A 13,669-nucleotide genomic window follows, 5' to 3' on the forward strand; every position below is an offset into this window, starting at 1 on the left:
TCTCGCTTCCCTCTGCCGGGGTGGGCGACGGACAAGCCCTGCCCGTTTCGAGCGCAGGAACCATATCAGGGAAGCGATCACCCCGGCGGGTGAACCCGGCGGTTCCCTCGCTAGATTCCATGGCGCCACCACGACCCCACCGTGTAACGATCTCCTTGCGTGGCGTCTACCCCGGGACCGGCCCTGTTATCTGTCCCGAGCCGTGCGATCTCTCATAATAGCCCGACAAACCATGACAAACGCCACATAACCGCAGGTCAGCCATCGAGTAAGTCCCCCTCAGCCGTCCAGTGAGATCGCGTTCTTCGCCGCGTCGACCGACTCCGGCGAGGCGGGCCCGCCTGGGTTCTCGGTGGCCAGCGCCTGGTTGGCCTCGGCGAAGGGCCGCATGCGCCGCTCGTACTCCACGAACGCCCGGCGGTGGTCGCCATCCGCCGCGGCCAGCTCGGCGGCCAGCACGTACGCGCCGACCAGCGCGAGGCTCGTGCCCTGACCCGACAGCGGCGAAGCGCAGTAGCCGGCGTCGCCGACCAGGGTGACCCGTCCCCGCGACCAGGAGTCGAGCCGGATCTGCGCCATCGCGTCGAAATAGAAGTCGGGCGCCTGCCACATGGCCTTGAGCAGGCGCGGGATCTCCCAGCGCATCGACCCCAGCCGCTCGGCGAGCAGCGCCCGCTGGGCGCCGGGGTCGCGGTGGTCGTGATCCAGCGGCCCGGACGTGAAGCCGAGGTTGACCCGCAGCTCGGTGTTGTCCCGGGCCGGGTAGAGCCCCGCGCCCGCGTCCCCGTCGCGGATCCACACCTGCCAGTCGGCCAGGCCGAGGAAGTTCTCCGCGGTGAACACGGCCAGGTAGGTGCCGAGATGGTGGGCGAAGTGGGACTCGGGCCCGAACGCCAGCCGCCGCACCGTCGAGTCCAGCCCGTCGGCGCCGACCACCAGGTCGAACCTGCGGGACCCGCTCCGCTCGAACTCGACCCGCACCCCCTGTTCGTCCTGCTCGATGGCGGTGATCGAGTCGTCGAACATGTACTCGGCACTGCCGGCGGTCCGCTCGTACAGCAGCCCGACGAGGTCCTCTCGGAGCACCTCGATGTCGTCGCCGTCCAGCCGCCCGCTGCTGTAGGCGTGCTCGGTGGAGCGCATGATCTCGTTGCCGTCGGCGTCCAGGACCGACATTCCACGCGTCCGGGTGCGCACGGCGCGCAGCGGCTCCAGCAGGTCCATGCGCGCCGCGACGTCCAGCGCCGCTCCCCTGACGTCGATCGCCTGGCCGCCGGCGCGCAGCGCGGGCGCCCGCTCCACGATGGTGGGGGTGAGGCCGTGGCGGTGCAGCCAGTACGCCAGGGCCGGGCCGGCAACGCTCGCGCCGGAGATGAGCACGGTGGTCATCTGCGTCTCCTCTGTACTAGGTGGACATCGAGGAATGTACAGCGTACACAGTAGGCACACAAGGCGTTGACCTGTGATTCTGTGCTAGTACAGCAGGGTCGTGCATGGTCGGTTGCTAGATTCTGTACTAGTACAGAGAGAGGAGGGCGGGAGCGTGCGGGAGACCGACGAGCCGCCGTACCTGCGCATCGTCGCCGACATCCGGCGGCGGATCACCGAGGGAGGGCTCGCGCCGGGCGACCGGGTGCCCTCGACCAGGCAGATCGCCGGGCGGTACGGCGTCGCGCTCGCGACGGCGACCAAAGCCATGGCCACGCTGCGGCAGCAGGGGCTCGTCCAGGCCCTCCCACGCGTCGGCACGGTCGTCGCCCCGGCCGCCCCGGGAGCCGCGCGGGCCGCCCCGCCGGCCCAGGAAATCGGGCCGGTCGCCGGAAGCCCTGCCGGCGGAAGCCGGCCGTCCGGCCGCCCTCCACGCCCGTCGCCCGGGCGGGGCACGGAGGAGGACCAGACGGAGGCGGGCCGGCCCGAGCGGGAGCTGACCCGTGAGCGGGTGGTGCGCGCCGCGATCGAGATCGCCGACGCCGAAGGGCTGGACGGGCTGTCCATGCGAGCGGTGGCCGCCCGGCTCGGCGTGGCCACCATGTCGTCCTATCGGCACGTCGGCGGCAAGGACGATCTGGTGCTCCTGATGGCCGACACGGTGTTCGGCGAGTACGCCCCACCGCCCGCACCCCCGTCCGGCTGGCGGGACGCCCTGGCCGGCGGCGCCCGCGCCCTGTGGGCGGTGCACCGCCGTCACCCCTGGCTCGCGCAGATCGCCCCGCTCACCCGGCCGCTGCCCCTGCCGAACCAGCTGCCCTACGGCGAGCGCATCCTGTCGGCACTCCAGGGCCGGGGCCTCGGCCCGGAGCTCACCCTCGACATCCAGGTGCTGCTGTACAACCACGTCCAGGGCCTGGCCGTGCACCTGGAGCGGGAGGCACAGGCCCAGGCGGCCACCGGCCTGTCGGGAGAGGAGTGGATGGACCGGCAGAGCGCGGCCTTGGGCTCGATGGCCGCCGACGGTCGCCACCCGGCCTTCGCCGGGCTCATGGCGGCCCTGGCCGAGACCGGTTACGACCTCGACCTGGACCGGCTGTTCGAACGGGGGCTGAGCGTGCTGCTCGACGGTCTCGCGGCCGTCGTGGAGGGGCCGGCGGCCGACCGGCCCTAGCCGGTGTGGCGCCAGACGAGGAGGCTCTCACGCGGCTCCTGCGACGACCGGTGCTGGCAGTCGCACCACGAACCGCCCCGGCAGTCGTCATGCCGGTGATCTTTGCACTCTTCGCAGATCACGCCACCATTTTCCCACTGTTCCTCGGAAGACACGACTCCGTTACGCTGACGCTCCAGCACACGCGACGCGGAGGTGCCCGTGGCCGTCTCCATGGCGGAGCTGCTCACCGATCTGCGGGCGGAGACCGCCGAGCTGACGGCCATGATCCGGACGCTCGGCCCCGACGCGTGGGAGCCGCCCGCCCCGGCGGAAGGCTGGGCGGTACGCGACCACATCGGGCACCTCGCATGGTTCGACGACGCGGCGACCACGGCGGCGACCGATCCCGAGGCGTTCCTCGCCGCGCTGCCCGCGCTGACGGCCCGCGGCGACTCCGCGGTGGACGAGATCGCCGTCGCGGTGCGCAGCCTGTCCCCCGCGCAGGTCTTCGACTGGTTCCGCACCGCCCGCGCCCGCAGCCTGGCGGCCTTCGAGGGGCTCGACGCGCGGATCCGGCTGCCCTGGTACGGCCCCGGCATGTCCGCGGCGTCCTTCGTCACGGCCCGGCTGATGGAGACCTGGGCGCACGGGCAGGACGTCGCGGACGCCCTCGGCATCGCGCGGGCGCCGACCGCCCGGCTGCGCCACGTGGCGGCGATCTGCGTGCGGGCCATGCCGTACGGCTTCGCCGTGCGCGGCCTGGCGGCGCCCGTGAGACCGGTGCGGGTGGAGTTGACGCTGCCCGGCGGCGTGCCGTGGACCAGCGGCCCGGCCGGCGCCGCCGACCTGGTGCGCGGACCGGCGCTCGACTTCTGCCTGCTCGCGACCCAGCGCCGCCGCCTCGCCGGCACCGCCCTGGAGGTGCGCGGCGAGACCGCGACGGCCTGGATGTCGCCGGCCCCGTCGTTCGCCGGCCCGCTCTGTCCCGGCCGGCCGCCCGTCCCGGCGCGCGCGGCCTCCTGGCCCGCGTCCGCCTGACCCCGTCCGCCACCCGCCGTGTACGCCGGGGGCTCCCGCCCCTACCCGTTTCGTCCCCGCCCAGTCTCGTCGTTCTGGGGCCGGCTGCACCCCTCGCAGACTGGGGTAACCCTTGGCGAACAGGGCACCCTATCCCAAAGTGTGGACCCGATATTGGACATCGGCCGGACGGGGGGTATCGTTTGGGGCATGCCAGCGGACCCGCTTCTCGTCGTGCGACGCCACGTCGACTTCCTGCGTGTCCGCAGTGCCATCTGTAGTGACGCCCGTTGACCGTCGCCCCCTGTTGACTCTCGCCAACACGGGCGCGTGACAGGCGTCTTTTTCATGCCCGCCCCTGCCCCACCATGGCCCTGGGCTGCCTGCTCACGAGCGTCCGTGAACCCGACGACCATTCTCGGCAAAGGACGCCCCATGACCAGCCCGCCCCGGCCTGCCAGCCGCCACCACAAGCGCCCGCGTGGTGAAGGTCAATGGGCTCTCGGTTACCGCGAGCCGCTCAACAAGAACGAAGAGAACAAGCGCAACGACGACGGGCTCAACGTCCGTCAGCGGATCATCGACATCTACTCCAAGCAGGGCTTCGACTCCATCGACCCCGCCGACCTGCGCGGCCGGTTCCGCTGGTACGGCCTGTACACCCAGCGCAAGCCCGGCATCGACGGCGGCAAGACGGCGATCCTGGAGCCCGAGGAGCTCGACGACCGCTACTTCATGCTGCGGGTGCGCATCGACGGCGGCCGGCTGAACCTGGCCCAGCTCCGCACGATCGCCGACATCTCCGAGCGGTACGCCCGGGGCACGGCCGACGTGACCGACCGGCAGAACATCCAGCTCCACTGGATCGACGTCGAGTCGGTGCCCGCGATCTGGGAGGCCCTGGAGGCGGTGGGCCTGTCCACCACCGAGGCCTGCGGCGACACCCCGCGCGTCATGCTCGGCTGCCCGCTGGCCGGCATCGACGCCGACGAGGTGATCGACGCGACCCCGCAGATCGAGGACACCGTCGCCCGCTACATCGGCGACCAGGCGTACTCCAACCTCCCCCGCAAGTTCAAGTCGGCGATGAGCGGCTGCCCCGCGCACTGCACGGTGCACGAGATCAACGACGTGGCGTTCGTCGGGGTGGTGGACGAGCACGGCGAGCCGGGCTACGACCTGTGGGTGGGCGGCGGCCTGTCCACCAACCCGATGCTGGCCAAGCGGCTCGGCACGTTCGTCCGTCCCGACCAGGTGCACGAGGTGTGGGCCGGGGTCATCGGCATCTTCCGCGACTACGGCTACCGCCGGCTCCGCCACCGCGCCCGCATCAAGTTCCTGGTCAACGACTGGGGCGTCGAGCGGTTCCGCGAGGTGCTGGAGAAGGAGTACCTCGGCTACCCGCTGCCGGACGGGCCGGCGCCGGAGCTTCCCCGGGGCGGCCGCCGCGACCACGTGGGCGTCCACCGGCAGAAGGACGGCAACTTCTACGTCGGCTTCGCGCCGAAGGTCGGCCGGCTGGACGGCGATAAGCTCCGCCTGATCGCCGACATCGCCGAGCGGCACGGGTCCGACCGGGTGCACACCACCGTCGAGCAGAAGATGGTCATCCTGGACGTCGCCCCCGGCCAGGTGGACGGTGTCGTGGCCGAGCTGGAGGCCGCCGACCTGCAGGTCACCCCGAGCACCTTCCGCCGCCAGACCATGGCCTGCACCGGCATCGAGTACTGCAAGCTCGCGATCGTGGAGACCAAGGGCCTGGCCTCCCGGCTGATCGACGAGCTGGAGGAGCGGCTGCCCGACTTCGACCAGCCGCTCACCATCAACGTCAACGGCTGCCCGAACTCCTGCGCCCGCATCCAGACGGCGGACATCGGGCTGAAGGGCCAGCTCGTCACCGGCGCCGACGGCCGGCAGGTGGAGGGCTTCCAGATCCACCTGGGCGGGTCGCTCGGCGTCAACCCCGGCTTCGGGCGCAAGGTCCGCGGGCTCAAGGCGACCGCCGACGAGCTGCCCGACTACGTCGAGCGCGTCCTGAAGAACTTCCAGAGCCAGCGCGGCGACGGGGAGACCTTCGCCGAATGGGTCCAGCGGGCCGACGAGAGCGACCTCACGTGAGCGAGCGCGCGGTCCCCTTCCACTGCCCCTACTGCGGTGAGGAGGACCTCGAGCCCTACGAGGGCGACGGCGGCTGGTACTGCCGCTCGTGCGCCCGCGCGTTCCGGCTGAAGTTCATCGGCATCGGCGTGCGTTCATGAGCGGCGGACGAGCCGCGGGATCCCCCACACCCGCAGGCGCCCGCACCCATCTGAGATCGACGATTGTGAGCGAGTCATGACACTTGTGGAGATCGAAGCCGGTCTGGAGCGACAGCGCGGCGTGCTCGACCTGCGCGGCATCGTCGAGTCAGCGGCCGAGTTCCTCGAAGACGCCCCCGCCCGCGAGATCATCCGCTGGGCGGCGGCCACCTTCGGCGACCGGCTGTGCCTGACCTCCTCGATGAGCGACGCCCTGCTGATCGACCTGGTGAGCAGGGTGAAGCCCGGCGTGGACGTGCTGTTCATCGACACCGGCTACCATTTCGCCGAGACCATCGGCACGCGGGACGCCGTCCAGCAGGTGTACGACGTCAACGTGATCAACGTGATGCCGTCCAGGACCGTCGCCGAGCAGGACCGCGACCTCGGCCCGCGCCTGCACGGCCGCAACCCCGACCTGTGCTGCTACCTGCGCAAGGTCGAGCCGCTGAACCGCGCCCTGGAGCCCTACCTGGCGTGGATCTCCGGCATCCGCCGCGACGAGTCGCCCACCCGCGCCGGCACCAAGGTCGTCGAGTGGGACGCCAAGCGCCAGATGGTCAAGGTCAACCCGATCGCCCGCTGGACGCAGGACGACGTCGACAACTACATGGCCGACAACGGCGTGCTGATCAACCCGCTGCACTACGACGGCTACCCGTCGATCGGCTGCGGGCCCTGCACCCGCCAGGTCGCCCCCGGCGAGGACCCGCGCAGCGGCCGCTGGGCCGGCCTCGGCAAGACCGAGTGCGGCATCCACCTGTGACCCCGAAAAACCACGACGCCCGAAGCCGTGACGCCCGAAGTGGTCACGGCGAAGTGGTGAGGCCCGAAACGGCGGAGCCCGCCGTGGTCGAGCCCCAAGCCGTGAAGGTGCCGTCCTGACCTCCCCGCTCTCCGCACCCGGCCCGTTCCGCCCGCCGCGGCGGCACGGGTCCCCGATCGTCCTGCCAGGGCGGGTCCCGCCGCTGGTGGCGGTGGCGCACGGGTCTCGCGACCCGCGCGCCTCCGCCACGGTGGAGGCCCTGCTGGAGCGGGTGCGGCGCGCCCGCCCCGGCCTGGCCGTCCACCCGGCCTACCTGGACCACGCGCGGCCGACGCTGCGCGAGGCGCTGACCCCGCTCGACCGGGCGGTGGTGCTGCCGCTGCTGCTCACCGAGGCCTACCACAGCCGGGTCGACATCCCTGCGGCCCTGCGCGAGGAGCGCGCCCGCCGCGCCGCCCCGCCCGGCGATCCGGCGCATCGCCCATCTTCCGGGGCCTGGGGCCCAGGCGGCCACGAGGAACGCGGCGACGGCGTCCGAAGGCCGCCGCTACTGGTGCACCAGGGCGCGGCGCTCGGCCCGCATCCCCTGCTGGTGGCCGCGCTGGAGCGGCGCCTGGCCGAGGCCGGCGTCGAGATCGGCGACCCCGGGACGGCCGTGGTGCTGGTCTCGGCGGGGTCGAGCGACGCCGGCGCCAACGCCGTGGTCGCGGCGATGGCCCGCGACTGGGCGCACGCCCGCCGCTGGCACTCGGTCACCCCCGCCTACGCCTCGGCCGCCTCCCCCACTCCGGAGGAGGCCGTCCGCGGCCTGCTCGGCGACGGGCCGGGACGCCCCTCCCGCGTCGTGGTGGCGCCGTACCTGCTGGCCCCGGGGTACTTCGCCGACAAGGTGCGCCGCACCACCCTGGCCGCCGGGGCGCAGGTGGTGGCCGCTCCCCTGGGCGCCGCGCCCGAACTGGTCGAGGTGCTGCTCGAACGGCACGCCGAGGCGGTGGCGGCGTTCCGCCGGCTCACCCCGCCGGTGCCCAGGCTCGTTCCAGGACCTCAAGCACGGTCCCGGTGAGCAGGGCGACCTTGTAGGCGTTCTGCCCGGACGGTGCGCAGCGGGTGGCGGCCAGCTCCGCCGCCCGTTCGAGCGGCTCGCCGGCCAGCAGCGCGTCCTCGACCTCGGTGAGGCGCAGCGGCACCCGCGCGACCCCGCCGACGCTCACCCGGGCGAAGGTCACCCGCCCGTCCGCCACGACGAGCCGCGCCGCCGCCTCCACCAGCGGCCATTCGGCCAGGGCCCGCCCGGCCGTCCGATGGTGGGCCGCGCGCTCCCCCTCCTGCGGCGGCGGCAGCGTGACGGCGAGCAGGACGGCGCCCGGCGGGAGCAGGTGGTCGCGGGTCGGGTCGGAGCCGTCCCCGTACAGCTCGCCGACCGGGAACGGGGCGGTGCCGTCCACCTCCGCCGTCGCCTCGCAGCCGAGCAGCGCCACGGCCAGCGACGACGGATGCGGGGCCACGCACGGCCCGCTGTCGACGACGGCGGCGCGCAGGGTGTGCCCGGCGCGCGCCGGGCAGCCGTTGCCGCCGCTTTGGAAGCAGGAGAACGCCGGGTTGCGGAAGTAGGCGCAGCGGTTGCGCTGCAGCAGATTGCCGCCGACGGTGGCCACCGACCTGATCTGCGGGGTGGCCAGGGCCGCCGCGGCCAGTGCCAGACAGGGGTGGGCGGCGGCGATCCGCTCGTCCGCGGCGAGCGCCGCGATCGTGGTGAGCGCGCCGATGCGCACCGAGCCGTCGGGGAGCCAGGTGACGCCGGACAGCTCGGGCAGGCCGCGCAGGTCGATGTGCGGCCCGGCGGCGGGGCGGGACATCAGGTCGGTGCCCCCGGCGCGCAGCTCGCCGCCGCCGAGTGCCGCCGCCCCGATGTCGCTGAGGGTGATCATCGGCCGTACATCCCTTCGATGAGCCGGTCGGGGCGGATGGGCAGGTCGCGGGGCCGCCACCCGGTGGCGTTGTACACGGCGTTGCCGACCGAGGCGGCCACGCCGATCGTGGACACCTCGCCGAGGCCGACGCCCTGCCCGTTGACGTGGTCCCAGCCCTCCTGGTGGAAGTGCACGTCGATCTCCGGACAGTCCGCGATGCCGGGAATCTGATAGTCGTCCAGGTTGGCGGTCAGGACGACGCCGGTCACCGGGTCGACATGCCGCTCCTCGTACAGCGCGTACCCCAACCCCTGGACGACGCCGCCTTCGCACTGGCCGCGCGCCGGGCCCTCGGCGTAGATGTGCCCGGCCGCGATGCCGGCCCACACGCGCAGCGGCCGGACGGTGCCGAGGCGGGTGTCCACCTCGACCTCGGTGACGTGGACCGCGCCGCTGAACCCCCGGCCGATCGCCATGCCGCCGACCGCGAACGGGGTGACATAACCCCTCCGGTCGCGGCGGCGCTTGCCCACCACGCGGGTGCCTTCAGTGAGGCCCGCCTGGCGCAGCCGGCGCGCCGCGTCGCGAGCGGCCGGGGCCACCGAGGCGGTGCTGCGGCTGCCGAGCGCACCCGGGCCGTGCACCACGCCGGTGCGGCCGATCTCGACGCGCACCCGCTCGGCCGGCAGGTCCAACTCCGCCGCCACCACCGAGGCGATGACGGTGCGGACCCCCGTCCCGATGTCCTGGGTGGCGGTGCGGGCGACCACCACGCCGCCCTCGACGGTCAGCTCGACCTCGGTCCCGGGGTCCAGCATGTACATCCAGTTGGCGGCGGCCACGCCGACGCCGCGCCGCAGGCGCCCGGTCTGCGAGCCGGTGGCGGGCCGGCCGGTCCAGGCGGGCAGCGCGGCGGCGACCTCGTACAGGGCCTGCCGCTTGGGGTTGCCGTCCCAGCGCCGGCGCAGCGCGATCGGGTCCTCGCCGCGGCGGTGCGCGGTCTCGTCCACCGTCTGCTCCAGCGCCCACAGCAGGGGCGGCGCCCCGGGGCCGCGGAACGGCGCGGCGGGCGGCTCGTTGGTCACCACGTCGTAGTCGCGCAGCCGGCGGGGCGCCCTGCCGTACATCAGCCGGGCCATCACCGCGACGCCCGACCCGACGGCGACGCCGCCGCGCGCGTGGACGTCCACGGTGAGCGCGGACAGGTTCCCCTCGCCGTCGGTGAGCAGCGCGATCTCGGTGCGGGTGCCGGGGCGGTTGCCTGCGGTGGTGAGCTCCTCGTCGCGGCCGAGCACGACGCGCACCGGCACGCCGCAGGCCCGCGCGAGCTCGACGGCCGCCACGGTCTCGGCGGTGACGCCCGCCTTGGCGCCGAAGCCGCCCCCGACGTGCTCGGCGACGACGCGGACCTTGTCGGCGGGCAGTCCCCATCGCTTGGCCGCCTGCGCGGCGACCATTTCGATGGCCTGGGTGGACATGTGCAGGTGCAGTGCGCCGTCCTCGTCCCATCGGGCCACGCAGGCGTGCGGTTCCAGCGGCGTGTGCACCTGCACGGCCGTGGTGAAGGTGCCGGCCACCAGGCCCGGGTCGCCGGCGGCGCGCGCCGCCTCGACGCGCTGGGCCGCGGTACGTCCGCGCTTGCTCATCCGGTTGAACGGCCCGCGCACGTTGCCGTTCCAGGGGGCGGACATGGTCGGCCCCTCGCTGTGGTTGGGGGCCTTCTTCCGCTCGTCCTCGCCGTAGACGTCCGGCGCGTCCGGCGCGTCGTCGAGCGCAGCGGGCAGCGGCTCGTAGCCGATCTCGGCCCCGGCCGCGATGGCCAGCGCCTCCCGCCGGGTGGGCGCGGCGACCGCGGCGATCGGCTGGCCGGCGTAGCGCACGACACGGTCGGACGGCAGCAGGTCGACGACGTGGGCGGCGGCGGCGCGGACGGAGGTGACGCGCGCGTGGGCCCGGGTGGCGCGGATGATCACCCCTTCCAGCTGGCCGTCGAGCCGCACATCGGTGGTGTAGCGGGCGCGGCCGGTGACCTTGTCCATCGCCTCCACGCGGGCCGGGGTGACCGCGTCGCCGTCGTGCTCGCCCCGGCAGGCCGCGGCGATCGCCGCCTGGATGCCCTCGTAGGCCCCGCATCTGCACAGGTGGCCGGCCATGGCGGCGGCGATGGTCTCGCGGGGCGGGGCGACGTCCCCGTGCCCGGCCCGCCAGCCGTCCACGAACGCGGCGGCCTCGACGACCAGGCCGGGCGTGCAGTAGCCGCACTGCAGCCCGTCGTGCGCGGCGAAGGCCCGCTGGACGGGGTGGTCGAGCCCTTCGACCGTGGTCACCTCCTGCTCCTCGGCCGCGGCGGCGGGCATCAGGCAGCTCAGCCGCGGCTCGCCCTCGACCATGACCGTGCAGGCGCCGCAGACACCGGTGCGGCACACCGCCTTGGTCCCGGTGAGGCCCAGTTCGTCACGCAGTACGTCCACCATCGGCTCGTCGGGGCCGGTGTCGAGTTCGGTGCGCACGCCGTTCACCACGATTTTCATGGCACTCCCGGTGCTCATGGGCGGCATCGTCTCCCGCAGTCTCGACCAGCGAGGTTGACGTTGTCAACATGCCTGGCTGTGAGAAGGTTGGGGGCGTGGTGGACGACACCAGGACCCGCCTGGTCGAAAGCGCCCTTACGCTGCTGCGCGCCGAGGGCCTGGACGCCGTGACGCTGCGCGCGGTCGGCGACCTGTCCGGGGTGTCGCGCACCGCTCCCTACCGGCACTTCGCCGACAAGACCGCCCTGCTCGCGGCGCTCGCCGAGCGGGTCCTCGGCGACCTCACCGACCACGTCGCCTCAGCGGTGCGCGGACGCGAGAGCCGCCGCGAACGCCTGCGGGCCCTCTACCTCGCCTACGCGGGGTACGCCGTGGCCCACCCCGAGGAGTACCGCCTGGTCTTCCACGCGAAGTTCCTCGCCGGCCACCACCCGGCCCTGGAAACCGCGATGGACCGCGCCGTGGAACTGATCGTGGCCGAGATCCTCCCGCCCTCCGTCGCAGGCGGACCGTCCGGCCCCGAAGACGAGACCGCGGCGAACGGCCACGACCGGGACGCCCCCGCCCGCCAGGACGCCCCCGCCCACAGGGACGCCCCCGCCTACCGGGGCGCTCTGACCTGCGCCGACGGCGGAAACCCCGCGTCCGGCCAGGACCACGACCCGCGCGAGGCCGCGATGGTCGCCGTGCTCGCCACCGCCCACGGCCTCGCCGAACTCGCCACCTCCGGCCACCTCTCCCACAAGGCCCTCCCCCTCACCGCCGTAGTCGACGCCCTCCTCCCCACCTGACACCCCCCCCAAGAAGGACCCTTCCACCTTGGAAACCCCGCACGAGCGTCCCGACGCGCGGAGTCAGGGACCAGGAAGAGTCCGCCGTAACCCGGGGAGCTCGGCCGCACATGGTCTCGCGACAGACACCGACTTCCAGGCACCGCCCGCCGTCAGCGTTGCTTCGACTGGACTCGCGCCGACTCACCTGGGAGATTTCCATACCCGCCGCAGCACTCCATCCCCTCATGGATTTCGCGCCCCTGCGCGATCACGTGCCTATCTGATCGGGTCGAGATGGCCGTCCACCGGGCAGGTCCTCCTGGGTCGCGCGAGATCAGACCGGATCTCCGAACGCACCCGACTGGACTCCTGCGCGGAACGCAGCCCATGCGCAGGGACCAACGGTCAAGACGGGACCGCCGGTGACCTTGGAGTCACGTATCAGGAGTACGCCTAGATGATCCCGTAAGTCGGCGGATGCCTCCTCCCAAGCGCTGGCCACCTGCAGGCAGTTGGGGCCATCGCCGCTGTAGCTGCTCTTACGCCACACAACGTGGGATACGTCCACCAGATCACTCCGCTCCTGCCGCCACACTCTGAGACCGCTCAGCCAGATCGCCGATCAGAGCCCGTGACGCGTCAGGACTGAGCGCAGCCGCCCGCAGGTGATCGAATGCGAGGGTATATCGATACAACTCGACATCCCCCTCTACGTACAAGATGCTCGTCATATTTTCCACATAGGCGACATTGGGGTCATGCGGCTCCCGAAACTCCAGGATGGCGAAGCTCCCTGCAGTGGCCGGATGCGCCCCAACGGCGATCGGCAGTACCTGAATCGTGATGTTGTCCCGGGCCGCGAACTCAAGGAGCTTGGCGTACTGCTCGCGCATCACCGAGGCCGAGCCGACATGGCGCAAGAGAGCCGCTTCTTCGATCACCGCCCAGAACCGGAGTGGATCGTCTTCGGCCAGCAGGAGTTTCTGGCGGGTCATTCGAACCTCGACCCGACGCTCCACCTCTGCGGGCGGGGACAACGCCATCAAGGAAGATCGAATGACCTCGCGGGCATAGTCCTCCGTCTGGAGGAGACCGTGCACGAGCATGCCGTCGAAGCTTCGGACGAATGCCGCCTCCGCTTCGAGCTGGATGTAGGTCGCGTAGTCACTCGGTAGCGAGTCGGAGTAGGCGTCCCACCAACCCTTGGTTCGCGCCGCTCTGGCCAAACCGTGCAGCGCCGCCCTCTTGTGCCCGTCCAGCTCGTACAGGTCCAGCAGACGGGTGAGATCTGGCGACGTGATCCCGACCCTCGCCGTCTCGACCCGCGAAAGCTTCGCCGTGGACCAACCGACCTGCTCTGCGACCTCCTCGATCGTCATCGCATGACGCTCACGCAATCTGCGCAGCTCGCCGGCGAGACGCCGGCGCCGCACCGTGGGGCCACGTCCCACCGCAACAACCTCCCGATCGACTACGAACAGTGTGCCGCCCGTCACTTCTCGCCACAGGGAAACCGAGAAGGTACGACCGCTAGTAACTTTGCAGAATCGCTTGCTAACTCAGCGTACACAGGTGGACCATCAGGTGGTGTTGCAAGGCCATGAGCCGATCAAGGCCATGGCATGAGAACAATCCGGTCGATCTGGACGGAAGGACAGGTGAGTACATGGGCAGCGGCAAGACGCCGGGTTGGAAGGTCCGCCTGGTTGAGCTGGCAGCGGAGCTGGACGATCTCGGGTTCGACTCGGTCGTCCGGCTGCCGCCGGGGGAACGGCCGAGTCTGGAGATCTT

Annotated in this window: 12 protein-coding genes; 7 read left to right on the forward strand and 5 right to left on the reverse strand. The window is 72.4% G+C overall.

Annotated features, from left to right (window positions below; genetic code table 11):
• Positions 1–279 precede the first annotated feature (279 nt).
• Positions 280–1,389: an FAD-dependent monooxygenase gene (locus tag IEY93_RS06730; protein WP_189162092.1), complete on the reverse strand. Its 1,110-nt coding sequence runs from the start codon at positions 1,387–1,389 to the stop codon at positions 280–282.
• A gap of 154 nt (positions 1,390–1,543) precedes the next feature.
• Here IEY93_RS06730 and IEY93_RS06735 point away from each other — a divergent pair, with 154 nt between their 5' ends.
• The 6 genes from IEY93_RS06735 (at position 1,544) to IEY93_RS06760 (ending at position 7,727) form a co-directional block, all read left to right on the forward strand.
• Positions 1,544–2,602, forward strand: a complete 1,059-nt coding sequence (locus tag IEY93_RS06735; protein WP_189162093.1) for a TetR/AcrR family transcriptional regulator C-terminal domain-containing protein — start codon at positions 1,544–1,546, stop codon at positions 2,600–2,602.
• 201 nt (positions 2,603–2,803) lie between these two features.
• Positions 2,804–3,622: a TIGR03084 family metal-binding protein gene (locus IEY93_RS06740; RefSeq protein WP_189162094.1), complete on the forward strand. Its 819-nt coding sequence runs from the start codon at positions 2,804–2,806 to the stop codon at positions 3,620–3,622.
• Between the two features lie 414 nt (positions 3,623–4,036).
• Entirely contained in the window at positions 4,037–5,719 is a 1,683-nt protein-coding gene (locus IEY93_RS06745; protein WP_189162095.1) for a nitrite/sulfite reductase, read from the forward strand.
• Positions 5,716–5,859 carry an Insertion element protein gene (locus IEY93_RS06750; RefSeq protein WP_189162096.1) on the forward strand — a complete coding sequence of 48 codons (144 nt, stop codon included), beginning with the start codon at positions 5,716–5,718 and terminating at the stop codon, positions 5,857–5,859. The genes IEY93_RS06745 and IEY93_RS06750 overlap by 4 nt, the downstream gene beginning before the upstream one ends.
• A 76-nt stretch (positions 5,860–5,935) precedes the next feature.
• The gene (locus tag IEY93_RS06755; RefSeq protein ID WP_189162097.1) at positions 5,936–6,664 is read left to right on the forward strand and encodes a phosphoadenylyl-sulfate reductase; all 729 of its coding nucleotides are present in this window, start codon (positions 5,936–5,938) and stop codon (positions 6,662–6,664) included.
• A gap of 205 nt (positions 6,665–6,869) precedes the next feature.
• The gene (locus IEY93_RS06760; RefSeq protein ID WP_189162098.1) at positions 6,870–7,727 is read left to right on the forward strand and encodes a sirohydrochlorin chelatase; all 858 of its coding nucleotides are present in this window, start codon (positions 6,870–6,872) and stop codon (positions 7,725–7,727) included.
• Here IEY93_RS06760 and IEY93_RS06765 read toward each other — a convergent pair.
• Together IEY93_RS06765 and IEY93_RS06770 are read right to left on the reverse strand one after the other, a co-directional pair.
• Positions 7,675–8,592: an FAD binding domain-containing protein gene (locus IEY93_RS06765; RefSeq protein ID WP_189162099.1), complete on the reverse strand. Its 918-nt coding sequence runs from the start codon at positions 8,590–8,592 to the stop codon at positions 7,675–7,677. The genes IEY93_RS06760 and IEY93_RS06765 overlap by 53 nt on opposite strands.
• The gene (locus IEY93_RS06770) at positions 8,589–11,105 is read right to left on the reverse strand and encodes a molybdopterin-dependent oxidoreductase (protein WP_189162233.1); all 2,517 of its coding nucleotides are present in this window, start codon (positions 11,103–11,105) and stop codon (positions 8,589–8,591) included. The genes IEY93_RS06765 and IEY93_RS06770 overlap by 4 nt, the downstream gene beginning before the upstream one ends.
• Positions 11,106–11,203: 98 nt before the next feature.
• Here IEY93_RS06770 and IEY93_RS06775 point away from each other — a divergent pair, with 98 nt between their 5' ends.
• Positions 11,204–11,896, forward strand: a complete 693-nt coding sequence (locus IEY93_RS06775; protein WP_229690921.1) for a TetR/AcrR family transcriptional regulator — start codon at positions 11,204–11,206, stop codon at positions 11,894–11,896.
• Between the two features lie 316 nt (positions 11,897–12,212).
• On the opposite strand, the gene IEY93_RS06780 is transcribed toward IEY93_RS06775, so the two are convergent.
• On the reverse strand, positions 12,213–12,473 hold the full coding sequence (locus tag IEY93_RS06780) for a DUF397 domain-containing protein (protein ID WP_308425734.1): 261 nt from the start codon (positions 12,471–12,473) through the stop codon (positions 12,213–12,215).
• Entirely contained in the window at positions 12,451–13,374 is a 924-nt protein-coding gene (locus IEY93_RS06785; protein WP_268241536.1) for a helix-turn-helix domain-containing protein, read from the reverse strand. Before IEY93_RS06785 ends, IEY93_RS06780 begins: the two co-directional genes overlap by 23 nt.
• Positions 13,375–13,669 lie beyond the last annotated feature (295 nt).

It is taken from the genome of Sphaerisporangium melleum (genome assembly GCF_014646695.1).
Lineage (GTDB): Bacteria > Actinomycetota > Actinomycetes > Streptosporangiales > Streptosporangiaceae > Sphaerisporangium > Sphaerisporangium melleum.

What these genes read in the sequence shown, in the direction of transcription:
- IEY93_RS06755 (WP_189162097.1), top strand. Translation starts at nt 5,936, where the DNA reads ATGACACTTGTGGAGATCGAAGCCGGTCTGGAGCGACAGCGCGGCGTG.
- IEY93_RS06770 (WP_189162233.1), bottom strand. Translation starts at nt 11,105, where the DNA reads ATGAAAATCGTGGTGAACGGCGTGCGCACCGAACTCGACACCGGCCCC.
- IEY93_RS06730 (WP_189162092.1), bottom strand. Translation starts at nt 1,389, where the DNA reads ATGACCACCGTGCTCATCTCCGGCGCGAGCGTTGCCGGCCCGGCCCTG.
- IEY93_RS06745 (WP_189162095.1), top strand. Translation starts at nt 4,037, where the DNA reads ATGACCAGCCCGCCCCGGCCTGCCAGCCGCCACCACAAGCGCCCGCGT.
- IEY93_RS06765 (WP_189162099.1), bottom strand. Translation starts at nt 8,592, where the DNA reads ATGATCACCCTCAGCGACATCGGGGCGGCGGCACTCGGCGGCGGCGAG.